Source organism: Streptomyces sp. MspMP-M5 (genome assembly GCF_000373585.1).
Lineage (GTDB): Bacteria > Actinomycetota > Actinomycetes > Streptomycetales > Streptomycetaceae > Streptomyces.
Genome location: NZ_KB891898.1, coordinates 18,372 through 39,753 on the forward strand (window position 1 = coordinate 18,372; position 21,382 = coordinate 39,753).

21 protein-coding genes are annotated in these 21,382 nt (G+C 72.9%); 13 read left to right on the forward strand and 8 right to left on the reverse strand.

Annotated elements, in window-relative coordinates; translation table 11 throughout:
- Positions 1–612 precede the first annotated feature (612 nt).
- From B073_RS0121655 to B073_RS0121665, 4 genes are all read right to left on the reverse strand, one after another.
- Positions 613–1,377: a hypothetical protein gene (locus tag B073_RS0121655; protein WP_051094123.1), complete on the reverse strand. Its 765-nt coding sequence runs from the start codon at positions 1,375–1,377 to the stop codon at positions 613–615.
- A gap of 103 nt (positions 1,378–1,480) precedes the next feature.
- Positions 1,481–2,269, reverse strand: coding sequence for a hypothetical protein (locus B073_RS45270; RefSeq protein WP_158690173.1), 789 nt, complete (start codon positions 2,267–2,269; stop codon positions 1,481–1,483).
- 22 nt (positions 2,270–2,291) lie between these two features.
- Complete coding sequence (locus B073_RS46550) at positions 2,292–2,918, reverse strand: hypothetical protein (RefSeq protein ID WP_158690174.1); 627 nt, start codon at positions 2,916–2,918, stop codon at positions 2,292–2,294.
- A 631-nt stretch (positions 2,919–3,549) separates the two neighbouring features.
- Positions 3,550–4,419: a 3-hydroxybutyryl-CoA dehydrogenase gene (locus tag B073_RS0121665; protein ID WP_037812303.1), complete on the reverse strand. Its 870-nt coding sequence runs from the start codon at positions 4,417–4,419 to the stop codon at positions 3,550–3,552.
- Between the two features lie 159 nt (positions 4,420–4,578).
- Between B073_RS0121665 and B073_RS0121670 the strand changes: the two genes are divergently transcribed.
- Positions 4,579–5,796: a glycoside hydrolase family 10 protein gene (locus B073_RS0121670; protein ID WP_018540182.1), complete on the forward strand. Its 1,218-nt coding sequence runs from the start codon at positions 4,579–4,581 to the stop codon at positions 5,794–5,796.
- A gap of 63 nt (positions 5,797–5,859) precedes the next feature.
- On the opposite strand, the gene B073_RS0121675 is transcribed toward B073_RS0121670, so the two are convergent.
- Together B073_RS0121675 and B073_RS0121680 are read right to left on the reverse strand one after the other, a co-directional pair.
- Positions 5,860–6,069, reverse strand: coding sequence for a DUF1918 domain-containing protein (locus B073_RS0121675; protein WP_018540183.1), 210 nt, complete (start codon positions 6,067–6,069; stop codon positions 5,860–5,862).
- Positions 6,070–6,253: 184 nt separating this feature from the next.
- The gene (locus tag B073_RS0121680; protein WP_018540184.1) at positions 6,254–7,204 is read right to left on the reverse strand and encodes a DMT family transporter; all 951 of its coding nucleotides are present in this window, start codon (positions 7,202–7,204) and stop codon (positions 6,254–6,256) included.
- On the opposite strand from B073_RS0121680, the gene B073_RS0121685 reads away from it, so the two are divergent.
- Positions 7,203–8,669: a PLP-dependent aminotransferase family protein gene (locus B073_RS0121685; RefSeq protein ID WP_026247595.1), complete on the forward strand. Its 1,467-nt coding sequence runs from the start codon at positions 7,203–7,205 to the stop codon at positions 8,667–8,669. The genes B073_RS0121680 and B073_RS0121685 overlap by 2 nt on opposite strands.
- A gap of 69 nt (positions 8,670–8,738) precedes the next feature.
- Complete coding sequence (locus B073_RS0121690) at positions 8,739–9,191, forward strand: GNAT family N-acetyltransferase (RefSeq protein WP_018540186.1); 453 nt, start codon at positions 8,739–8,741, stop codon at positions 9,189–9,191.
- 31 nt (positions 9,192–9,222) lie between these two features.
- On the opposite strand, the gene B073_RS0121695 is transcribed toward B073_RS0121690, so the two are convergent.
- Both B073_RS0121695 and B073_RS0121700 read right to left on the reverse strand, forming a co-directional pair.
- The gene (locus tag B073_RS0121695; RefSeq protein ID WP_018540187.1) at positions 9,223–9,999 is read right to left on the reverse strand and encodes a helix-turn-helix transcriptional regulator; all 777 of its coding nucleotides are present in this window, start codon (positions 9,997–9,999) and stop codon (positions 9,223–9,225) included.
- A 96-nt stretch (positions 10,000–10,095) separates the two neighbouring features.
- Positions 10,096–11,199 carry a class I SAM-dependent methyltransferase gene (locus B073_RS0121700; RefSeq protein WP_037812315.1) on the reverse strand — a complete coding sequence of 368 codons (1,104 nt, stop codon included), beginning with the start codon at positions 11,197–11,199 and terminating at the stop codon, positions 10,096–10,098.
- 133 nt (positions 11,200–11,332) lie between these two features.
- Between B073_RS0121700 and B073_RS0121705 the strand changes: the two genes are divergently transcribed.
- The 10 genes from B073_RS0121705 (at position 11,333) to pstS (ending at position 21,371) form a co-directional block, all read left to right on the forward strand.
- A complete protein-coding gene (locus B073_RS0121705) occupies positions 11,333–11,524 on the forward strand; it encodes a DUF1059 domain-containing protein (RefSeq protein WP_018540189.1) in 192 nt (63 codons plus the stop codon).
- A 168-nt stretch (positions 11,525–11,692) separates the two neighbouring features.
- The gene (locus B073_RS0121710; RefSeq protein WP_018540190.1) at positions 11,693–13,273 is read left to right on the forward strand and encodes a N,N-dimethylformamidase beta subunit family domain-containing protein; all 1,581 of its coding nucleotides are present in this window, start codon (positions 11,693–11,695) and stop codon (positions 13,271–13,273) included.
- 85 nt (positions 13,274–13,358) lie between these two features.
- Positions 13,359–14,015, forward strand: coding sequence for a TetR/AcrR family transcriptional regulator (locus tag B073_RS0121715; protein ID WP_018540191.1), 657 nt, complete (start codon positions 13,359–13,361; stop codon positions 14,013–14,015).
- On the forward strand, positions 14,012–14,725 hold the full coding sequence (locus B073_RS0121720; RefSeq protein WP_018540192.1) for a VC0807 family protein: 714 nt from the start codon (positions 14,012–14,014) through the stop codon (positions 14,723–14,725). The genes B073_RS0121715 and B073_RS0121720 overlap by 4 nt, the downstream gene beginning before the upstream one ends.
- Before the next feature lie 157 nt (positions 14,726–14,882).
- Positions 14,883–15,911, forward strand: a complete 1,029-nt coding sequence (gene argC / locus B073_RS0121725) for an N-acetyl-gamma-glutamyl-phosphate reductase (protein WP_018540193.1) — start codon at positions 14,883–14,885, stop codon at positions 15,909–15,911.
- Positions 15,912–16,023: 112 nt separating this feature from the next.
- A complete protein-coding gene (gene argJ, locus B073_RS0121730; RefSeq protein ID WP_018540194.1) occupies positions 16,024–17,178 on the forward strand; it encodes a bifunctional glutamate N-acetyltransferase/amino-acid acetyltransferase ArgJ in 1,155 nt (384 codons plus the stop codon).
- A 64-nt stretch (positions 17,179–17,242) separates the two neighbouring features.
- Positions 17,243–18,208, forward strand: coding sequence for an acetylglutamate kinase (argB, locus tag B073_RS40615; protein ID WP_018540195.1), 966 nt, complete (start codon positions 17,243–17,245; stop codon positions 18,206–18,208).
- Positions 18,205–19,461: an acetylornithine transaminase gene (locus B073_RS0121740; protein ID WP_018540196.1), complete on the forward strand. Its 1,257-nt coding sequence runs from the start codon at positions 18,205–18,207 to the stop codon at positions 19,459–19,461. The genes argB and B073_RS0121740 overlap by 4 nt, the downstream gene beginning before the upstream one ends.
- Positions 19,462–19,480: 19 nt before the next feature.
- Positions 19,481–20,038, forward strand: a complete 558-nt coding sequence (locus B073_RS0121745; protein ID WP_018540197.1) for an arginine repressor — start codon at positions 19,481–19,483, stop codon at positions 20,036–20,038.
- 184 nt (positions 20,039–20,222) lie between these two features.
- Complete coding sequence (gene pstS / locus B073_RS0121750) at positions 20,223–21,371, forward strand: phosphate ABC transporter substrate-binding protein PstS (RefSeq protein ID WP_018540198.1); 1,149 nt, start codon at positions 20,223–20,225, stop codon at positions 21,369–21,371.
- Positions 21,372–21,382 lie beyond the last annotated feature (11 nt).

Genomic DNA, 21,382 nt, shown 5'->3' on the forward strand with positions numbered 1-21,382 from the left:
TACCCCCCAACCCTGGGAAGAAGAAACCGTAGCCACCGCTCCCGTGCTCTGGTCTCCTTCAAATTGAGTCAACCAGCTCCTCCAAGGTATCGGTCGGAGGTTCCAGATTCCGCCAAGGCAAGGTGCACGGTGTGGAGGGGAAGCTCCGGAAGTGCGCGCATGCGCGTGCCGCGAGGTTGGGGGAGATGGGCACGTCGCGTGTTTTCCCCCTTTGGGAGGCAGAATTACGGCCTGCCCTTCGCACTTGCAAGACCCGAGGATTGGGACCGGGCACCCGGTTGCACGGCCAGAGTGCAGAAAAGGGCGGGTTGTGCCGGTTGCCTCTCCGGTCGGCCGCACCCTCCTCGGCGCGGTCACGTCGAAGCTGAGTGGCCGTAGGACCGAAGCGTCGGGAAGAAGGGAAGCGCCTTGGCTGGCATGGATGCATGGGTCAGTTGGCAACACATCCGAGGGCGTCAGGACATGACGAGTGGAGTCAGCCCTTTCAAGTGCGGTGACGTCGTGACGCAGCGACATCAGGACCCGGTTCTCCAGCGAGAGAGGGGTGCCCGCCACCGTGGTCACCAGATAACGGATGCCAGACGGGGGCTGTCCGCTTCGCCCGCCGGGTTTCTACCGGTTGAGTTGCCTGGCGATGTACAGGAACTCGTCCTGGGACATGAGTGGGTCACCCGCTTCGACGGTGACGGTATAGCCGCTTTCGGACCAGGTGACGGATCGACTGCCGCGGGCGTGCTCCTGGAAGTGCGCAGAGTGTCCGTTGATGACGACAGGGGTGCCGGCAGTGATCGAGGTTTCGCCTGCGATTTCCGAGATGCTTACGTATCCGGCCTGACCTCCCTTGTCGAGGTTCCGTTGGTAGGTGGTTGTCCAGGCGGGTTTCCGGGCCCTTACGTAGGGCGGGCTGGAGCGGTTTCCGGGGGCGATGACGGTGTCCGTCTGTGTGTAGCCGTGCGGAAGGTAGTGGGGACGGATGAGGCGGGAGCCGTTGAAGGGCGCGATGGTGGAGTGGGTAGCGCTGTCGGTGATGTCCCGGTCGCCCACCGGCTCCGAGAGTGTGGTGCTGACCAGACCGTCATGAGGGTCGTCGCACACGGTGTTCTCGGACACGAAGGAGTGCCGTTTCCGCGTAAGCACCAGGGTGATGGTGTGGGCGGCCTCGTGCGCCTCCAGGTTGGGCTTGTCTTCGCAGCCCGTCCAGTCGACGGGCGTGGTGAGCGTACGACCGTCGCCGCTCATGAGCACATCGCCACGGACAGCCGCCTCGTGGATATGCGAGTGGTCCCATGCGACCCAGCCGGCCACCGCGGCGACGAGGCAAGCCGAGACGGTTAGGGCCCATCCGATGCGGCGGCGTCGCGGTTCCTTTCGGGGCACGGTCACTCATTCCATGGAGGGGGCGGAGATTTGGGCCTGATCCTGGCGCATCTCGGGGTGGTGGGCTGAGGCAATTACCAGCCACAGCCCACCACTCACGTGTCTACAGGGTCACGAGGGTCCAGCCGGTGTCGTGCAGAGTTTGATAGATCGGCACGTAGTACACGCCCTGGAGGCACCAAGGCGTCCTGATGTGCCCGTCGAGGACGGTGTCCTTGTTCAGCGATGACGGGCAGGTGACGGTCCGGTCGAGGGCGGTGATCATGCCGCGTGCTTCATCGGCAGTGAAGTTGTTCACGCCGGCGAAGACGGGGCCGCCGCTGTCGCCGTTTACCGCCGCGACTCCATCAGGGGTCAGACTGGTGGCGTAGGCGAGATCGGTGACGGGCCGATAGGAACCATCGCCACCCGTGATTCCGATGTCCGTCTTCGCGACCTGGACATTGCAGTGCACACCTGAGTTGGCGCCATCGGCGCACACGTAGTCTCCGACGTTGTTGTGTCCCCACCCGACGACGGGCTTGGCGTACCCGTCCCGCCGGGTCGCCGGGCCGTCGTACAGATAGGGTCCGGCCTGCTTGGACGGCAGGTGGATGCCCTGTGCGTCATCGGGGATGGAGACCTCGGCAGCGTCGTTGCCTCCCACGACGTCCCCGCCTTCCCAGGTACGCCAGAGGCCGTCTCCGCCTTTGGAGCAGTGGCGGGCCGACATCAGGAGGAAGCCCCCGTCCTTGTTCTTGACGCTGAACGACCCGGAGCAAATGCCGCCCCCGGGATTGCGTAGAGCAGATCCACCGAACCAAGGCGAGGCATCGTGTTGGCGGTTGGCAGGAGCAGCGGAGAGGTCCTCGCTCGCCGGCTTGTACGTGGCGACGGTGTTGATCCCGGTCAAGCGGCTCGTTACCGCCTTTACCTCATCGGACTTCCCTTGGCGCGCCTCGCGAAAGAGAATCTGTGGCGTCACGCTTACCTGCGCCCCGGTCCCCGTCGTAGCCGATCTCCAGGCTGCCGCCGTCAACGGCTGGCTCGATACTGGTGATGCGGATGCGTTCTCCCGTGGAGTCGAGGCGTAATGCTGTGGGTTTTCCGCCCCGGAGCAACTTGTTTCGTGCCTTGTGGAGTTCGGCCTTGGAGTAGCGAGCTGGTACGACTTCGGCCGTCACGCCCTTCGGCAGGTTGGCGAGAATGCGCTGGACGCGTTGTGGTGGAGTGCCCTTCCAGTGGAGGCGAAGGCGGTTGTGTTCGGCGTCGACCTCGATGTCGGTGAATCCGGAGAGCCTGGCTCGGTCGGATTCTGAGATTCCTGCGGTGATGTCGCCGGCTATCTTGTCGAGTGCTTGCTGCTTCTTGAGGATTGCCAGGACGCGTGGGTCCGTCTTTTGAGCAGCCCTCCCGACGGCTGCGCCCTTCACTGCCTTGTTCCCGCTCGGCTGGGCCGATGCCCCCGCAGGCAGGGCGGCAATGAGCAGAGCTGATGTGAGTATCACGGCGGAGGGCAGCGCGATCGCTGCCCGTTTGCCTCTTCTGGTGCTGGCCGTCAAGGATTCCCCCCATATTCGATCAGCCGTTGGCATGATCATGGTGCTTTTTCGGGAGGTGGGAAGCAATGAGGGAATCAGCCCGTCCGGGAGGCGAGTCGGCCACCGTCTGTAAAGGAGTCTTCCGCTCCGCTCGCTGCGCCAGCGCCTTGGTGAACTCCCGGGCTTCGCGCCCGGCGAGACGCCGGACACTCATACCCTCACCTCGGGCTCGTGGCGGAGACTGGGTCAGAGTCCCTCGTGTCCGCCCTGGTGGGGCGGTGCGGTACAGAGCGGACAGGGCCCCACTGCATCGAGCGGCGGTTCACTGTGCTCGCTGAGAAGCAGTCGCGACGCGGCGCTCACAGAGACATCCAGGCCCCAGGAGAGGGGGCGTGCTGGGACTTTTCGCCGAGTGAGCGAGAAAGGGTCCGACAGCTCTGAAAGGCGCAAAGTCCCAGGTCAGAGAGGGTTTTCTGGCTGCCGATGGTGCTCACTGGGGCGTTTCCCCGTGGAGGCCGCGCCGGCCGGGCGCGACTGCCTGGATGAGGGGCTGGAGGGGACGCGAGAGGACCCCGGCTGTTGCGCCGCCCTTGGCGCTGTTCCAGGTGAAATCCCCCTGGAACAGCGCCAGTTGGTGGCGGCGTCGAACTTCCTAGTACGAGTAGAAGCCGGATCCGCTCTTGCGGCCGAGCCGTCCCGCGTCGACCATCCTCTGCAGCAGTGGGGGAGCGGCGTACAGCGGCTCCTTGTACTCCTCGTACATGGACGCGGCGACCGAGGCGACGGTGTCCAGGCCGATCAGGTCGGAGAGCTTGAGCGGGCCCATCGGGTGGGCGCAGCCCATCTCCATGCCGTTGTCGATGTCCTCGCGGCTGGCCATGCCCGACTCGAACATCCGGATCGCGGAGAGCAGGTACGGGATGAGCAGGGCGTTCACCACGAAGCCGGAGCGGTCCTGGGCGCGGATGGCGTGCTTGCCGAGGACGTCCTGGACCAGCGACTCGGCGCGCTTGAGGGTCTCCTCGCCGGTGGTGAGGGCCGGGATCAGCTCGACCAGCTTCTGCACCGGTGCCGGGTTGAAGAAGTGGATGCCGATGACCTGGTCGGGCCGGGAGGTGGCGACCGCCAGCTTCACCAGGGGGATGGACGAGGTGTTGGACGCCAGGATCGCGTCCGGGCGGACCACCACCTGGTCGAGCACCTGGAAGATCTCGGTCTTGACCTGCTCGTTCTCCACCACGGCCTCGATGACGAGGTCGCGGTCGGCGAACTCGCCCAGGTCGGTGGTGAAGCTGAGCCGGGCGAGCGTCGTGTCGCGTTCGGCCACGGTGATCTTGCCGCGTTCGGCGGCCTTGCCGAGGGAGTTGGTCAGGCGGGTGCGCCCCAGCTCCAGTGCCTCGCCGGTGGTCTCCGCGACCTTGACGTCCAGCCCGGCGCGGGCGCACACCTCGGCGATGCCTGCGCCCATCTGGCCGCAGCCGACCACTCCGACGCGTGCAATGTCGGCGAATGAGTCCGTCACCTCGTGCCTTTCGCTGATCTTCAGGACTGGCGGTACGCCGTAAGGGTCCGACGCCCGCCTCGACCCCGACGTTACTCCGCGAGGTGCTGGGACGAGGGCGCCGGGGCGGGCATTCTGAGCCTGCCACTCGGGACGAAACGGACAAGATGGGGGCTTTTCATGCACGGGATCACACGCCGCGGGTTCGGTGCGGCGACGCTGGGCGGGGCCGCCTGCCTGCTGGGCGCCGGCGCCCCGGCCGCGGCCGGCGCTTCCTCCGGGCGGGAGCTGCGCGGGATGTGGCTGGGGACGGTGGCCAACCTCGACTGGCCGTCCAAGCCCGGCCTGGACCGCGCGACCCAACAGCGGGAACTGGCCAGGCTCCTGGACATCGCCGTCGACAGACGGCTCAACGCGGTGTTCTTCCAGGTGCGTCCGACGGCGGACGCCCTCTGGCCGTCGCCGTACGAACCCTGGGCCCAGTGCCTGACCGGCGTCCAGGGCCGCGACCCGGGCTGGGACCCGCTGGGCTTCGCGGTGCACGAGGCGCACCGGCGCGGCCTGGCGCTGCACGCGTGGTTCAACCCGTACCGGGTGGCCAACCACACCGACCCCGGCCGGCTGGCGCACGGCCACCCCGCCCGCCGGCACCCGGACTGGGTGCTGCCCTACGGCGGCAAGCTCTACTACAACCCCGGGCTGCCGGTGGTCCGGCGCTTCGTGCAGGACGCGATGCTGGACGCGGTGCGCCGCTACGCGGTCGACGGGGTGCACTTCGACGACTACTTCTACCCGTACCCGGTCGCCGGCCAGGCGTTCCACGACGACGCCGCCTACGAGGCGTACGGCGCGGACTTCGCCGACCGCGCCGACTGGCGGCGGGACAACGTGGACCTGCTGATCCGGGAGATGGGGCGGCGGCTGGCCGCGATCGACCAGCGGGTGCGCTTCGGCGTCAGCCCGTTCGCGGTCTGGCGCAACGCCGCGACCGATCCGCGCGGCTCCCGGACCCAGGCGGGCGTGCAGACGTACGACGACCTCTACGCCGACACCCGGCGCTGGGTGCGGGAGGGCTGGATCGACTACATCGTGCCGCAGGTGTACTGGCCGCTGGGCTTCGCCGCCGCCGACTACGCGGAGCTGGTGCCCTGGTGGGCGCACACCGTGGCGGGCACCGATGTGGACCTCTACATCGGCGAGGCGCTCTACAAGGTGGGCCGGACCTCGCGGCCCACCGCCTGGCGGGACCCGGCCGAACTCTCCCGCCATGTCGCCTTCGCCCGCCGCTACCGGGAGGTCGGCGGGCACGTCTACTTCTCGGCCAAGGACGTGGTGCGGGACCCGCTGGGCGCGCTGTCCCGGGTCGCCGCGGACCACTACGGAGGCGCGCGGCGCTGACCGCGGCCGGGTCCGGGCCGGGGCGCGGCGGTGACGGGCGGTCCGCCACCGCCGCGAGGTCCGTCAGCTGATGGTGTGGGGTTCGGTGGGCCTGGGGTGCTGGACGACGCAGTCCGGGCCGGGCCACATGATCGTTTCGTGGCCGTCCTCGGCGCGGATGCGGTAGGGCGGTTCGCCGTTGGTCCCCAGCACCTCCACGATCTCGACCAGGTGATCGCCATGGCCGACGGTCCTGCCGTGCACCAGCAGCCGGTCGCCCGTCTTCGCGTGCATCTGGGCTCCTCCCGCGTCGGGTGGCCGCCGACCGGGGCGGCCGACGCGCACGGCGGCCGGGCGGTGGGACGGCCAGTGGATTGCGGGCCCGGGAACGGCCCGGACGGCTCTCCTGCCGTCGCCGCCAGTGTATGTCCGCACGCCCGGGGCGCACCCGGTGAGACGGGCGGGCGCCCCGGGCCGGTCAGGTCCGGGCCCGCTGGGTGACCACGATGCACGCCAGGACCGCCACCGCGGTCAGCGGTGCGGCCGGCGGCAGCCGCTCGCCGAGCAGCACCACCGACCAGACGAGGGTCAGCAGCGGCTGGGCGAGCTGCAGCTGGCTGGCCCGGGAGACGCCGATGGCGGCCATCCCGCGGTACCAGACCACCATGCCCAGGAACGTCGAGCCGGCCGCCAGCCACAGCAGCCCGGCCAGCGCGTGGCCGGTCAGCCGCGGCGGCTCGGCGGACAGCGTCCACACCGCGCCCGGCAGCGTCACCGGCAGCGCCAGCAGCAGCGCCCAGCCGATCACCTGCCAGCCCGGCATATGGCGGGCCAGCCGGCCGCCCTCGGCGTAGCCCGCCGCGCACACCAGCAGCGCCGCGAAGAGGTACAGGTCGCCGGTGCCCGGTGCGCCGCCGCTCTGCTGCACCGCGAAGGCGAGCACCGCCGCGGCGCCGACCAGCGCGGCGATCCAGAACGCACGGGACGGCCGGGCGCCGGTGCGGAGCACCGAGCAGGCGGCGGTGGCCAGTGGCAGCAGGCCGATCACCACCGCGGCGTGCGAGGTGGTGGAGGTCTTCAGCGCGAGGGTGGTCAGCAGCGGGAAGCCCAGCACCACACCGCCGGCGACGACCGCGAGGCCGGCCCAGTGGCGGCGCTCGGGCACCCGGACCCGGCAGGCCGCCAGGCAGCCGCCGGCCAGCGCCGCGGCCAGCACGCTGCGCAGCATCACCACCGGCCAGGCGCCCATGCCCTCAAGTGCCCAGGCGGTCGCCGGGAAGGTCAGCGAGAAGGCGGCGACGCCGAGGGCGGCGAGGAGGGAGCCGGAGACGCCGGCCGGGCGCGGTGCGGCGGGGCCGGCGGCCGGGGTGGGCTCGGGGGCGGTGACCGCTATCGGCGAGGTGGCGATAGCGCTATCGTTGGCTCTCATGCAAGAGCGTAGCAGTGGGGCCGGGTTGGCCGCGATCCTGCGAGAAGAGCTGAAGCGCTACTCTCCAGGAGAGAAGCTGCCGTCGAGTCGTGCCCTGATCGAGCGGCACCGGGTCAGTCCGGTGACGGTCTCCCGGGCGCTCGCCGAGCTGGCCGCCGAGGGGCTGGTCGTCACCCGCCCCGGCGCGGGGGCGTTCCGCGCCGAGCCGCGCCGCACGGCACCCCGCCCGGTCGACACCTCCTGGCAGGAGATCGCGCTCAGCGCCGAACCGGCCGGCGACCAGGTGCCGCGCAGCGTCGACGCCTCCGGCGTCCTGGCCACCCTCGCCGCCCCCGGACCCGGCGTCATCGAACTCCACGGCGGCTATCTCCCGCCCGCCCTCCAGCCCGAACGCGCCCTGGCCGCCGCGCTCGCCCGGGCCGGCCGGCGGCCCGGCGTCTGGAGCCGCCCGCCGGTCGACGGGGTACCGGAGCTGCGCGCCTGGTTCGCCCGCGAGATCGGCGGCCCCGACGGCCCGCTCTCCGCCAGCGACGTCCTGATCACCGCGGGCGGCCAGAGCGCCCTGACCGCCGCGCTGCGCGCCCTCGCCGCGCCCGGCGCCCCGGTCCTCGTCGAGTCGCCGACCTACCCCGGCATGCTGGCCGTCGCCCGGGCCGCGGGGCTCCGCCCGGTGCCGGTCCCGATGGACGCCGACGGGGTGCGCACCGACCTGCTCGCCGACGCCTTCCGGGCCAGCGGCGCCCGGCTGTTCGTCTGCCAGCCGTTGTTCCAGAACCCCTCCGGCGCGGTGCTGGCCCCCGACCGCCGCCGGGAGGTGCTGCGGGTGGCCCGCGCGGCCGGCGCCTTCGTCGTCGAGGACGACTTCGCCCGGCTGCTGGGCCACGCCGACGCGCCGCCACTGCCGCCGACCCTGCTCGCCGACGACCCGGACGGCACCGTGGTGCACCTCCGCTCGCTGACCAAGGCGACCTCGCCGAGCCTGCGGGTGGGCGCCCTGGCCGCCCGCGGCCCGGTGCTGGACCGGCTGCGCGCGATCCAGGTCGTCGACAGCTTCTTCGTCTCCGGTCCGCTCCAGGAGGCCGCGCTGGAACTCGTCGGCTCGCCCGCCTGGCAGCGTCATCTTCGGGCCATCTCCTCGGAGTTGACGTCCCGTCGGCAAACGGTGCGGGCCGCCCTGCGGCGCGAGCTGCCGGCGCTCGACCCGGCGGCGCCCGGGCAGCACCCGGCGCTCGGCGGCTACCACCTCTGGCTGCGGCTGCCGGACGGCACCGACGAGGCGGCGCTGACCGCCGCCGCCCTGCGCGCGGGCGTCGCGGTGGCCGGTGGCCGCCCCTACTTCGCCGCCGAGCCGCCGGCCGCCCACCTCCGGCTGAGCTTCGCCTCGGCCGCCGGCGCCGCCGAACTGGCCGAGGGCGTCCGCCGGCTCCGGACCGCCTGCGACGCACTGGGCGTACCGGTGGCCTGACCCGGACGGAAGCGGCCGGGCCCGGCAACGCGTTCGACGCGGGCCCGCCCCTTCTGCCAGTCTCCCCGCATGACCGCCCGCGCCCTCGACGGCTACGAGATCTCCACCGACCCCGCCCGCCTGGACTCCGACCTGGTCCACGACTGGCTCGCCCATGACTCCTACTGGGCGCTGGGCCGCACCCGCGCACACCACGACCGCGCCGTCGCCGCCTCGCTCAACTTCGGCCTGTACGAGTCCCGTTCGGGCCGCCAGGCCGGCTATGCCCGGGTCGTCACCGACCACGTCACCTTCGCCTGGCTCTGCGACGTCTACATCGCCCGCGACGACCGCGGCAAGGGCCTGGGCACCGCCCTCGTCGAGGCCGTCGCCGAGCACCTCGCGCCGCACGGCCTGGCCCGGCTCACCCTCGCGACCAAGGACGCGCACGGCGTCTACGAGAAGATCGGCTTCCGGCCGCTGACGGCGCCCGAGCAGTGGATGACGCTGGGGCTGCTCGACCCCGGCCCGGTCGGCCCCTGACCGGCCCGCCGCGCAGGCATGAGCCGGCGGCCTACGGCGGAGCGGCCGGCGAGCTGCCGCCCGGTGGCCCGGACTCCCGGGCCAGCCAGGCGTTGGCCGCCGCGACCCGGCCGCCCACCCGCAGCTTGGCGTAGGCGTGTTCCAGGTGTTTGTCGACCGTCCGGGGGCTGATCGCCAGCCGGTGCGCGATCTGCTGGTTCGTCAGGCCGTCGGCGAGCAGGCGCAGCACCGCCGACTCGCGGCGGGTGACCAGCTCCCCGGCCGGGGGCGGGGCCGGCGGGGCGAGGCGGCCCAGGACCCGGCTGAGCCGGGAGCGCAGCAGCCCGGCGGCGGCCACGTCGGCGTCGGCGAAGTCGCTCGCCCGGCGGTCGCGGTTGACCACCACGGTGACCCGCCGCGGCACGTCGGCGGCGTAGCCCGCGGGGAAGGACATCGCCAGCTGCCGCTCGGCTCCGAACGGCCGGTACACGTCGGCGTAGACGGGCAGCGCGTGGAACTCGCCGGCGGTCTGCAGGGACGAGCGGCGCAGCGGGGTGCCGCTGCCGATCCGGGTGTGCCGGACGAAGGAGTCGCAAGTCCACCCGCGGTCGAACGCCTCCAGCACGTCCTGGCTCAGCAGGTCGTCGGGGAGGGTGCGCAGCGGATGGGCCGGGTCCGGGCGGGGTGACCAGATGACGCTGTCGCCGGGCAGTGCGCCGAGCAGCAGCGGCAGCAGCGCCGGAACCAGGGCGTCCTCGTCCACGGCGTCGATCAGGAGGTCCACCACGGAGAGGATGCGCCGCAGTCCGGCCTCCGCGGCCGCGCTCATACCTCCAGCGTGCCCAGCGCCCCGGCGCGGGTCAAGGCCGGTGCCGCGGGGCCGCCCGGCCGGCCGGGGGAAGACCGGCCGGGGGCGTCGGGCGGGTCAGCGCCCGACGGCATAGACGCGGTTGACCGGGCTCTGGGCCGCCAGCCGCCAGTGGTGCAGCCCGGCCGCGTCCGCGAGTTCCCGCAGCACCTGCTCGCCCGCGTGGTTCCCCAGCGCCTGCGGGCCGTGCTGGGCCAGCGCGGACGGCAGGCAGACGGCCACCGAGGCGGCGGTCAGCGCCCGGCCGACCGGGTTGATGTTCTCCTCGTCCACCGCGGAGGCGTTCGGCTCCACGAGCATGCAGGTGCCGTCGTCGGCCAGGGCCTGCTCGGCGTGCCGGAGCGCGGCGCCGGGGTCGCCGATGTCGTGCAGGCAGTCGAAGAAGGTGATCAGGTCGAAGTCCTCGCCGGGGAAGTCGTCGGCGCCCGCCACCTCGAACGACACCCGGTCGGCCACGCCCTGCTCCGCCGCGATCCCGCGGGCCGCCGCCACGGACGGCGGGTGGAAGTCGAAGCCGGTGAAGCGGGAGTGGGGGAACGCCCGCGCCATCAGCGCCGTGGAGTAGCCGAAGCCGCACCCGACGTCCGCCACCGTGCCGCCGCGCTCCAGCTTCTCCACCACGCCGTCCAGCGCGGCCAGCCACTCCGGCACCAGCGCCGCCGTGTAGCCGGGACGGAAGAACTTCGCGGTGCCCTCGAACAGCGCCGGCCCGTGCTCCTCCCAGCCGATGCCCGCACCCGTGCGGAACGCCTCCAGGAGGCTGTCCTCGGTGGCGTACAGCGCCTGGAGCACGGTGAAGAAACCGGCCGCGTAGCTGGGGAGCCCGGGGTCGGCGAGGACCGCGGCGTGCTCGTCCGGCAGCAGGTAGGTGTCGCCGTCCGCCGCGTGGACGACGTACCCGCCGGCCACCTGGGCCGACAGCCACTCCCGGACGTACCGCTCCACCAGCCCGGTGCGGGCGGCGAGTTCCGCGGAGGTCAGCGGGCCGGCGCCGGCCATCGCCCGGTACAGCCCGAGCCGGTCGCCGAGGGAGGTGCACAGGCCCGCGACCGCGGCGCCGGCGTCGGTGATCACCCGCTCCATGAACGCGTCCACCCGGTCCTGCCGGAGGGTTCCGCCGTTGCCCGCGGCGCCCGGCGCGGCCGGCGCGGAGACCGCCATGGCCGTCACCTCCTCGCCCCACTGACTCCACTGCACCAGCTCCGGCCGCCGCCGCGCCATACGCGGTTCCCCGTATTACGAGCGGCGGGCCGGGCCCCGGCGGCCGACACTGGAAGCGAGGAGGTGGTGGGTGATGCGCAAGATGATCGACTGCCGGGAACACCCCAGTGAGACGCACTGCAGCCTCGTCCTGATCGGCGAGGAGGAGGAGGTGCTCCGCGCCGCCACCGAGCACGCGATCTCCGTGCACGGCCACACGGACAGCCCCGAACTGCGCGAACAGCTCCGGAAGGCCCTCAGGAACGAGGTGCCGCAGCCGGCCTGAGCCACCGGGGGAGCGGTGGGCGGTGCCCGGCCGACCCGTGGGCGGCCGGGCACCGCCGTGCCCGCCGGTACCCGCGTTCGGGCCCGCTGCGGTCGTCCGCCCGCGCCGCCCGGCGCAGGATCGTCCTGGGACGGACACCCACCGGGAACCACGGACGGGAGCGGGCCGATGGCGGACGGCGCAGCGCACCGCGCGGGGGAGCACCGCGCCGACGACGACCGGCCGCGCCGCGGCCTGGACCGCCGGCACTTCCTCGGTACCGCCACCGGGATCGCGGCCCTCGCCACCGGCCTGACCGGCTGCGACTCCCCGGGCGGCACCCCGCACGGCCACCGCCCCGCGGACCCGCTCACCGCCGAGCGCACGCGCCCCGGCAGCCCCGGCTGGCGGCTGCGCGCCACCGGCCCGCCGGACGCCGTCGAGGGCTACCCGGACCGGGTGAGCGTGCTGCCCGGCGAGGAGTTCGGCCTGCACGTCTCCACCACCGCGCCCGGTTTCCGGGTCTCCGCCTACCGGGTCGGCTGGTACGGCGGCGCCCAGGCCCGGCTGGTGTGGCGCTCGGACCGGCTCACCGGGCGGCCCGGCCCGCCCCCGCGGCTGCGCGCGGACACCCGCACCGTCGAGGCCGGCTGGCCGCGCACCACCACCGTCCGCACCGACGGCTGGCCGCCCGGCGCCTATCTGCTCTGCCTCGACGCCGACCACGGCCACCAGCGGTACGTCCCGCTGATCGTCCGCTCGGCCGGCGCCGCGGGCCGTACCGTCCTGATGCACGCGGTGACGACCTGGCAGGCGTACAACGCCTGGGGCGGCCGCAGCCTCTACCACGGCCCGGACGGTTCCTACGCCGCCCGCTCGCTGGCGGTCAGCTTCGACCGCCCCTACGACGCCACCGGCGCCGAGAAGTTCCTGGTGTACGAGCGCGCCCTGGTGGTACTGGCCGAACGCCTCGGCCTGCCGCTCGCCTACACCACCTCCGTCGACGTGCACCGCGACCCGTCCGCGCTGCGCGGCGCCGCCGCCGTGCTCTCCCTCGGCCACGACGAGTACTGGACCCCGGAGCAGCGCGCCCACGTCACCCGGGCCCGCGACACCGGCAGCAACATCGCCTTCCTCGGCGCCAACGCCTGCTTCCGCCGGGTCCGTCTGGACGCCGGCCCGGGCGGCCCGCTGTGCACCGTGACCTGCTACAAGACCGACTACCGCGACGACCCCCGGTTCGCCGGCCACCAGGCCCCGCCCACCCACGACTTCCGCGCCCCGCCCGCCGCCGACCCCGAGTCGGCCCTCACCGGCGTCTTCTACGAGGGCTACCCCACGGACGCGCCCTATGTCGTGCACGGCGCCGACCACTGGCTCTTCGAGGGCACCGGCGTCCGCACCGGCGACGCCTTCCCGCACCTGGTCGGCGTGGAGTACGACCGGGTCACACCGGAGGCCCCGACCCCCGCCGCCCTGGAGATCGTCGCGCACTCCCCGCTGGTCTGTGCCGGCCGCGCCAGCCACGCCGACTCCGCCTACTACACCGTCCCCGGCGGCGCCGGCGTCTTCGCCACGGGCACCATGCGCTGGGTCGAGGCCCTCATGGCGGGCACCTCGGACGACGGCCGCGACCACGGCCTGGACCGCCGTACCGGCGCCTTCGTCACCCGCACCACCGAGAACCTGCTGCACGCCTTCGCCGCGGGCCCGGCGGCCCACCACCGCCCGGCACCGCGGCCGAACGCCGCTCGGGTGTACGGGAGTTGATCCGGGCGCCCGGCCGGAACCGTACCGCCCGGGGCGCCCGCCACCCCTCTTGCTCGGTCGAGCAAACCCCGTTATCGTCTTGCTCATGCAAGCAAAGAACAGCACGGGCAAGCAAAAGCCCGCACGCAAGGCGGCGCACAAGGCCAAGCCCTCCTTCACGGAGACCGGCCGCCGCGCGCAGATCGTCGCCGCGGCGATCGACGTCGTCGCCGAGGTCGGGTACCACCGGGCCTCGTTCGCGAAGATCGCGGAGCGCGCCGGGCTGAGCAGCACCGGGATGATCTCGTACCACTTCGACGGGCGGGACGACCTGATGCGTGAGCTGGTCGCCGAGGTCCTGCGGCTCGCGGAGGGGTACCTCCGCCCCCGCATCGAGGCCCACGAGAGCTACGCGGCCCGGCTGCGCGCCTCCATCGAGGGCAACCTCGACCTGTTCGCCGAGTACCCGAGCCACCTCTCGGCGATCACCGAGGTCCTCTCCAACCTCCGCGGCGGCGACCCCGGCATGGTCGCCTTCCTCGACACCACGGAGGCGAACCTCGCCGTCCAGGTCGAGCAGCTCCGCACGGCGCAGCGCACCGGCGAGTTCCGCGACTTCGACCCGTGGGTGATGATGCGGGCGATCCGCGCCGCCATCGACGACGTGGTGCGCCGCGCCAGCCACGATCCCGAGCTCGACGTACGGGCCGCCGGCCGGGAGCTGGCGGACCTCTTCGACCACGCCACCAGGAGAACGCCATGACCACAGCCGGCACGGGGGAACGCACCATGGCCACGCACCCGGTACCACGGACCGGCCCGGACGGGTCCGCCGCGGCGACCGCCCGGGCCCGCACGGCGCGGCTGCGCCGGCGGCTCGCCGCACAGCTGCTCTTCGAACTCGTCCTGCCGCTCGGCTCCTACTACGGGCTGCGCGCGGCCGGCCTGGACCAGTGGCTCGCGATGGCCGTCGGCGGCGTACTGCTGCTGCCGTGGATCGTGCACGGCATGGTGCGGCAGCGCCGCGTGGAGGCGATGGCGGTGTTCACGCTGAGCCTGGTGGTGGTCGGCACGCTGCTGACGCTGGTCACCGGCAGCCCGCGGGTGATCATGATCCGGGACAGCTGGGTGACCGCCGCGATCGGGCTGTGGGTGCTCGGCACGCTGCTCACCCGGCGGCCGTTCATCATGACCGCCTCGCGCGGCATCGTCATCGCCAAGGTCGGCGAGGCCGGACTCGTCGAGTGGGAGGCGCGGTGGGACGCGGAACCGAGGTTCCGTCACCACCTGCGGCTGGTCACGGCGGTGTGGGGCGCGGTCTTCCTGCTCGACGCGGTGCTGCGGGTGGTGCTCGCGTACACGATCCCGGTCGACGCCTTCCCGCTCACCAGCACCGCGCTCTGGCTGGCGCTGCTCGGCGGACTGCTCACCTGGCACAACTGGTACCTCACCCGCCACGACATGAAGCTCTAGAGGAATCAGTCCGCGCACCGCTCGCCGGCCTGCTCGCCGTGCCGGACGCCGGCCGCCGCATCGCCGCCGGGGTGCCCGAAGCCGAACCCTCCCCGTTATTGCATAAAACTGCCACCTTCCGTATAGTCATGCCATCGACGAGGAGGGTCCAGCGGCCATGACGGTACGAGCAGCAGTCGCGGGTGCGAGCGGATACGCGGGGGGTGAGCTCCTGCGCCTGCTCCTGGCGCACCCGGAGATCGAGATCGGCGCGGTGACCGGGCACTCCACCGCGGGGCAGCGCCTGGGCGCGCTCCAGCCGCACCTGGCCCCGCTCGCCGACCGCGAGCTGGCAGCCACCACGCCCGAGGTGCTGGCCGGCCACGACGTGGTCTTCCTGGCACTGCCGCACGGCCGGTCGGCGGCGGTCGCCGAACAGCTCGGCCCCGAGGTGCTGGTGGTGGACTGCGGCGCGGACTTCCGGCTGAAGGACGCCGCCGACTGGGAGGCGTTCTACGGCTCGCCGCACGCCGGCACCTGGCCGTACGGCCTCCCGGAGCTGCCCGGCGGCCGCACGGCACTGGCGGGGTCCCACCGCATCGCGGTCCCGGGCTGCTATCCCACCGCCGTCTCGCTCGCGCTCTTCCCGGCCTACACCGCCGGCCTCGCCGAGCCGGAGGCCGTGATCGTCGCGGCGTCCGGCACCTCCGGCGCGGGCAAGGCCCTCAAGCCGCACCTGCTCGGCTCCGAGGTCATGGGCTCGATGAGCCCGTACGGCGTCGGCGGCGGGCACCGGCACACCCCCGAGATGATCCAGAACCTCAGCGCCGCGGCCGGCGAGCGGGTCGCGGTGTCCTTCACCCCGACGCTGGCGCCGATGCCCCGCGGCATCCTCGCCACCTGCTCGGCGAAGGCCCGGCCCGGTGCGGACGCCGCGGCGGTCCGCGCCGCGTACGAGAAGGCGCTGGCCGGCGAGCCGTTCGTCCGGCTGCTGCCCGAGGGGCAGTGGCCCGCCACCGCCGCCGTGTACGGCTCCAACGCCGTCCAGATCCAGGTGGCCCTCGACCCGGCGGCCGGCCGGATCATCGCGATCAGCGCCCTCGACAACCTCACCAAGGGAACCGCGGGCGGCGCGGTCCAGAGCATGAACATCGCCCTCGGCCTCCCCGAGGACATGGGACTTTCCACGATTGGAGTGGCGCCGTGAGCGTCGCACGCGCAGCCGCCGGGCCGCAGATGACGACGAAGGCCGCGCCGCTGCGCTGCGCGGGCGACAGTGACACGAGCCGCTGCGGCGGCGGGGCGAACGAGGAGACACAGTGAGCGTGACGGCAGCGAAGGGCTTCCTCGCGGCGGGTGTCGCCGCCGGGATCAAGGAGAACGGCAACGCCGATCTCGCCCTGGTGGTCAACAGCGGGCCGCGCCTGGCCGCCGCCGGCGTGTTCACCTCGAACCGCGTCAAGGCCGCGCCGGTCCTGTGGTCCGAGCAGGTCCTCAAGGGCGGCCGGGTCTCCGCGGTGATCCTCAACTCCGGTGGCGCCAACGCCTGTACGGGCCCGCTCGGCTTCCAGGACACCCACGCGACCGCGGAGAAGGTCGCCGAGGTGCTCGACGGGCACAGCGCCGCCGAGGTCGCGGTGGCCTCCACCGGCCTGATCGGCGTCCGGCTCCCCATGGACAGGCTGCTGCCCGGCGTCGAGAAGGCCGCGGCCGAACTCACCGGCCACGGCGGCGAGAAGGCCGCGATCGCCATCAAGACCACCGACAGCGTCCACAAGACCGCGCAGGTCACCAAGGACGGCTGGACGGTCGGCGGGATGGCCAAGGGCGCCGGCATGCTCGCCCCGGGCCTGGCCACCATGCTCGCGGTGCTGACCACCGACGCCGACGTACCGGCCGGGCAGCTGGACGCCGCGCTGCGCGCCGCCACCCGCACCACCTTCGACCGGGTCGACTCCGACGGCTGCATGTCCACCAACGACACCGTGCTGCTGCTGGCCTCCGGTGCCTCCGGCGTCGTCCCGGACGAGGCCGCGTTCGCCGAGGCGGTGCGCGAGGTCTGCGACGACCTGGCCCGGCAGCTGATCGGCGACGCCGAGGGCGCCAGCAAGGACATCCGCATCGAGGTGATCAACGCTGCGAGCGAGGACGACGCGGTCGAGGTGGGCCGCTCCATCGCCCGCAACAACCTGCTCAAGTGCGCCCTCCACGGCGAGGACCCCAACTGGGGCCGGGTGCTCTCCGCCATCGGCACCACCTCCGCCGCCTTCGACCCCGACCGGCTCAACGTCGCGATCAACGACGTCTGGGTCTGCCGGAACGGCTCGGTCGGCGACGACCGGGAGCTGGTGGACATGCGCTACCGCGAGGTGCGGATCACCGCCGACCTCGCCGCCGGCACCGAGTCCGCGGTGATCTGGTCCAACGACCTGACCGCCGACTACGTCCACGAGAACAGCGCGTACTCCTCATGACCGGACCCGCCGCGCACCGGCGCGTACCGGACGGACACCCCACGGAGCGGAACGAGGCCGCCGCATGACCACCCGCAAGCACACCGCGCTCCCCAAGGCCCGCACCCTCATCGAGGCGCTGCCCTGGCTGACCCGGCATCACGGCAAGACGGTGGTGATCAAGTTCGGCGGCAACGCGATGGTGGACGACGAGCTCAAGCGCGCCTTCGCCCAGGACGTGGTCTTCCTGCGGCACGCCGGACTGCGCCCCGTCGTGGTCCACGGCGGCGGCCCGCAGATCAGTGCCCAGCTCGAACTCCTGGGCCTGGCCTCGGAGTTCAAGAGTGGCCTGCGGGTCACCTCGCCCGAGGCGATGAACGTGGTCCGGATGGTGCTGGCCGGCCAGGTCCAGCGCGAGCTGGTCGGCCTGCTCAACGAGCACGGCCCGCTCGCCGTCGGCATGACCGGCGAGGACGCCCGGCTGATGTCCGCCACCAAGCACTACGCGGACGTCGACGGCGAACGGGTCGACATCGGCCGGGTCGGCGAGATCACCGCCATCGACCCCGGCGCGGTGCAGGCGCTGCTGGACGACGGCCGGATCCCGGTGATCTCGTCCGTGGCCCGCAGCAGCGACGACGGCGACGACTCCGGCGTCTTCAACGTCAACGCCGACACCGCCGCCGCCGCCCTGGCGGCCGCGCTCGGCGCGGAGACCCTGATGGTGCTCACCGACGTCGAGGGACTCTACGAGGACTGGCCGCACAGCGACGAGGTGATCTCCCGGCTCACCGCGAGCCAGCTGGAGAAGCTGCTGCCCGACCTGGCCAGCGGCATGGTCCCGAAGATGCGGGGCTGTCTGCACGCCGTCCGCAACGGCGTGCGCAACGCCCGGGTCATCGACGGGCGGGTCCAGCACTCGATCCTGCTGGAGATCTTCACCGACGAGGGCATCGGCACGATGGTGGTCCCGGACCCGGAACCGGTCCCGGCGCAGACCACCGACCCGCACGGCAACGACGCACACCACATCGCGGAGGGGACGGCATGAGCACCGGCACGGCGACGGACACCCCGGCCACCCAGGGCACGGCGAACGGCCACGGCCCGGTCACCAACGAGGCGCTGACCCGGCGCTGGCAGGGCGCCCTGATGCACAACTTCGGCACCCCCCGCATCCCGCTCGTCCGGGGCGAGGGCACAACCGTCTGGGACGCCGACGGCAACGCCTACCTCGACTTCCTCGGCGGGATCGCGGTCAACGCGCTGGGCCACGCCCACCCCGCGGTGGTCCGCGCGGTCTCCGACCAGGTCGCCACCCTCGGCCATGTGTCGAACTTCTTCACCAGCGAGCCGACCGTGGCCCTCGCCGAGCGCCTGCTCGCGCTCGCCGGGCGGCCCGGCCGGGTCTACTTCTCCAACTCCGGCGCCGAGGCCAACGAGGCCGCCTTCAAGATCGGCCGGCTGACCGGCCGCACCCATGTCGTCTCCGCCCTCGGCGGCTTCCACGGCCGCACCATGGGCGCCCTGGCCCTCACCGGCCAGCCCGCCAAGCAGGATCCGTTCCGCCCGCTGCCCGGCGACGTCGAGCACGTCCCGTACGGCGATGTGGCGGCGCTCCGGGCCGCGGTCACCACCGACACCGCCATGGTCGTACTGGAGCCCGTCCAAGGCGAGAACGGCGTGGTCGTCCCGCCGCCCGGCTACCTCAAGGCGGCCCGGGAGATCACCGCCGCCACCGGCACCCTGCTGGTCGTCGACGAGATCCAGACCGGCATCGGCCGCACCGGGCACTGGCTGGCGTCCGCGGCCCAGGGCGTCGACGCCGACATCGTCACCCTCGCCAAGGGCCTCGGCGGCGGCCTCCCCATCGGCGCCACCCTCGCCTTCGGCCCGGCCGCCGACCTGCTCACCCCCGGCTCGCACGGCTCGACGTTCAGCGGCAACCCGGTCGTCTGCGCCGGCGCCCTCGCCGTCCTGGACACCATCGAGGCGGACGGCCTCCTCGACCACGTCCGGCGGGCCGGCGCGCGGCTGCAGGACGGAATCGCGGCGCTGGGGCACCCGTTGGTCGGCCACGTCCGCGGCGCCGGCCTGCTCCTCGGTATCGTCTTGACCGGGCCCCTCGCGCCACAGGTACAGCAGGCGGCCCAGGACGCGGGCCTTCTGGTCAACGCGGTCGCGCCGGACGTCATCCGGCTCGCCCCGCCCCTGATCGTCTCCGACGAGCAGGTGGAGACCTTCCTCCAGAAGCTCCCCGGGATCCTTACGAGGGCCGAGGAACCGGCCGACGGGGAACGATGATCCGGAGACTGACACAACGATGACCGAGCCGCAGGACAACGACTCGCCGCACAACAGCGGCCCGGCCGTACCGCAGACCCGCACCGCCCGCCACCGCCGGATCGTGGACATCCTCAACCGGCAGCCGGTCCGCTCCCAGAGTCAGCTCGCCAAGCTGCTCGCCGACGACGGGCTCTCCGTCACCCAGGCGACGCTCTCCCGCGACCTGGACGAGCTGGGCGCGGTGAAGATCCGCAACACCGGCGGCGAGCTGATCTACGCGGTACCGAGCGAGGGCGGCGACCGCAAGCCGCGCGCCCCGCTCGGGGAGTCCGCCAAGGAGGAGCGGATGCGGCGCCTCGCCGGCGAACTCCTCATCTCCGCCGAGGCGTCCGCCAACCTCGTCGTCCTGCGCACCCCACCGGGCGCCGCCCAGTTCCTGGCCTCGGCCATCGACCAGGCGGAGCTGCACGACATCCTCGGCACCATCGCCGGCGACGACACCCTCCTCCTCATCAGCCGCGCCCCGTCCGGCGGTCAGGCGCTCGCCGACCACCTGCTGCGGCTGGCCGAGAAGGAGAGCCGCGGGGCCCCGTAACCCACCCGCCACGGCCGCCACCCCCCGTGCGTGAACAACTGCATATAGTGACCGAGGGTCCGGTCTCGGACCCCGTGCTCGCCGCCGCGCGAGCCGCCGCCGTACGGACGGACGCCGCGGAAGCGCGGCCTCCGCACCTCGACTGCGTCGGCCGGGGCCGGTCCGCAGGAAGGAGCACGGGACAGTGAAGCCTCAACGGAAGGCCGGACCGCGCACCAGCGCTCTCGGGGCGGCGGCGGTGTGCGGCGCCCTCGTCCTCACGGCCTGTGGTTCGGGCGGCGGCGCGGGCTCCTCGCACAGCCCGTCCGCCCCCGCGTCGAGCCCGTCGGCCACCGGCGCGGCCGGGATCGCCTGCGGCAAGGCGGCCACCCTGCACGCCTCCGGCTCGACGGCCCAGCAGTACGCGATGAAGTACTGGATCACCACGTACACCACAGCCTGCCCCGGCACCAAGATCACCTACGACGGCAACGGCTCGGGTGCCGGCCAGGACGACTTCCTGAGCGGCCGCACCGCCTTCGCGGGCTCGGACTCCCCGCTCGACGCCGACCAGGTGACGCGGTCGGAGAAGGTCTGCTCGGGCGGCGGCCGCGCCATCCACCTGCCCCTCGTCGGCGGCCCGATCGCGCTCGCCTTCCACCTCCCCGGCGTCGACCGGCTGGTCCTCGACGGCCCCACCCTCGCCAAGATCTTCGACGGCCGGATCACCCGCTGGAACGACCCGGCGATCGCCCGGCTCAACAAAGACGCCAACCTGCCCTCGACCCCCATCCGGACGTTCCACCGCTCCGACTCCTCCGGCACGACGGACAACTTCACGGCGTACCTCGCCGCCGCCGGCCAGGGCGCCTGGCCGTATCCGCACGCCAAGGAGTGGCCGGCGCACGGCGGCGACGCGGCCAAGGGCTCTGCGGACCTCGCCGCCCAGGTGCAGCGCACCACCGGCGCCCTCGGCTATGTCGAGCTGCCGTACGCGGTCGACCGGATGCTGCGCACGATCTCGGTCGACACCGGCGCGCCGGCCCCCGCCGACCCCAACGTGACCTCGGCGTCCCACGCCATCGCCGGCGCCACGACCGTCAACACCGGCCACGACGTCACGCTCCGGCTCGACTACGGCACCAAGGTCCCCGGCGCCTACCCGATCGACGTGGTCACCTACGAGATCGTCTGCGACAAGGGCAACAAGCCGGAGACCTGGCCCGCCACCAAGGCGTTCCTGGCGTACACGGCGAGCCGGAAGGGCCAGCAGAACCTGAGCTTCCAGGGGTACGCGACGCTCCCGGCCGCGGTCGTGGACAAGGTCCGCGGCGAGATCGGCGCCCTGCCGTGACGGCGCCCGCC

Bases quoted from the DNA above. Each gene is read 5' to 3' on its own strand.
- B073_RS0121670 (WP_018540182.1), top strand. From the start codon at position 4,579: ATGCACGGGATCACACGCCGCGGGTTCGGTGCGGCGACGCTGGGCGGG.
- B073_RS0121675 (WP_018540183.1), bottom strand. From the start codon at position 6,069: ATGCACGCGAAGACGGGCGACCGGCTGCTGGTGCACGGCAGGACCGTC.
- B073_RS0121685 (WP_026247595.1), top strand. From the start codon at position 7,203: ATGCAAGAGCGTAGCAGTGGGGCCGGGTTGGCCGCGATCCTGCGAGAA.
- B073_RS0121680 (WP_018540184.1), bottom strand. From the start codon at position 7,204: ATGAGAGCCAACGATAGCGCTATCGCCACCTCGCCGATAGCGGTCACC.
- B073_RS0121690 (WP_018540186.1), top strand. From the start codon at position 8,739: ATGACCGCCCGCGCCCTCGACGGCTACGAGATCTCCACCGACCCCGCC.
- B073_RS0121695 (WP_018540187.1), bottom strand. From the start codon at position 9,999: ATGAGCGCGGCCGCGGAGGCCGGACTGCGGCGCATCCTCTCCGTGGTG.
- B073_RS0121700 (WP_037812315.1), bottom strand. From the start codon at position 11,199: ATGGCGGTCTCCGCGCCGGCCGCGCCGGGCGCCGCGGGCAACGGCGGA.
- B073_RS0121705 (WP_018540189.1), top strand. From the start codon at position 11,333: ATGCGCAAGATGATCGACTGCCGGGAACACCCCAGTGAGACGCACTGC.
- B073_RS0121710 (WP_018540190.1), top strand. From the start codon at position 11,693: ATGGCGGACGGCGCAGCGCACCGCGCGGGGGAGCACCGCGCCGACGAC.
- B073_RS0121715 (WP_018540191.1), top strand. From the start codon at position 13,359: ATGCAAGCAAAGAACAGCACGGGCAAGCAAAAGCCCGCACGCAAGGCG.
- B073_RS0121720 (WP_018540192.1), top strand. From the start codon at position 14,012: ATGACCACAGCCGGCACGGGGGAACGCACCATGGCCACGCACCCGGTA.
- argC (WP_018540193.1), top strand. From the start codon at position 14,883: ATGACGGTACGAGCAGCAGTCGCGGGTGCGAGCGGATACGCGGGGGGT.
- argB (WP_018540195.1), top strand. From the start codon at position 17,243: ATGACCACCCGCAAGCACACCGCGCTCCCCAAGGCCCGCACCCTCATC.
- B073_RS0121740 (WP_018540196.1), top strand. From the start codon at position 18,205: ATGAGCACCGGCACGGCGACGGACACCCCGGCCACCCAGGGCACGGCG.
- B073_RS0121745 (WP_018540197.1), top strand. From the start codon at position 19,481: ATGACCGAGCCGCAGGACAACGACTCGCCGCACAACAGCGGCCCGGCC.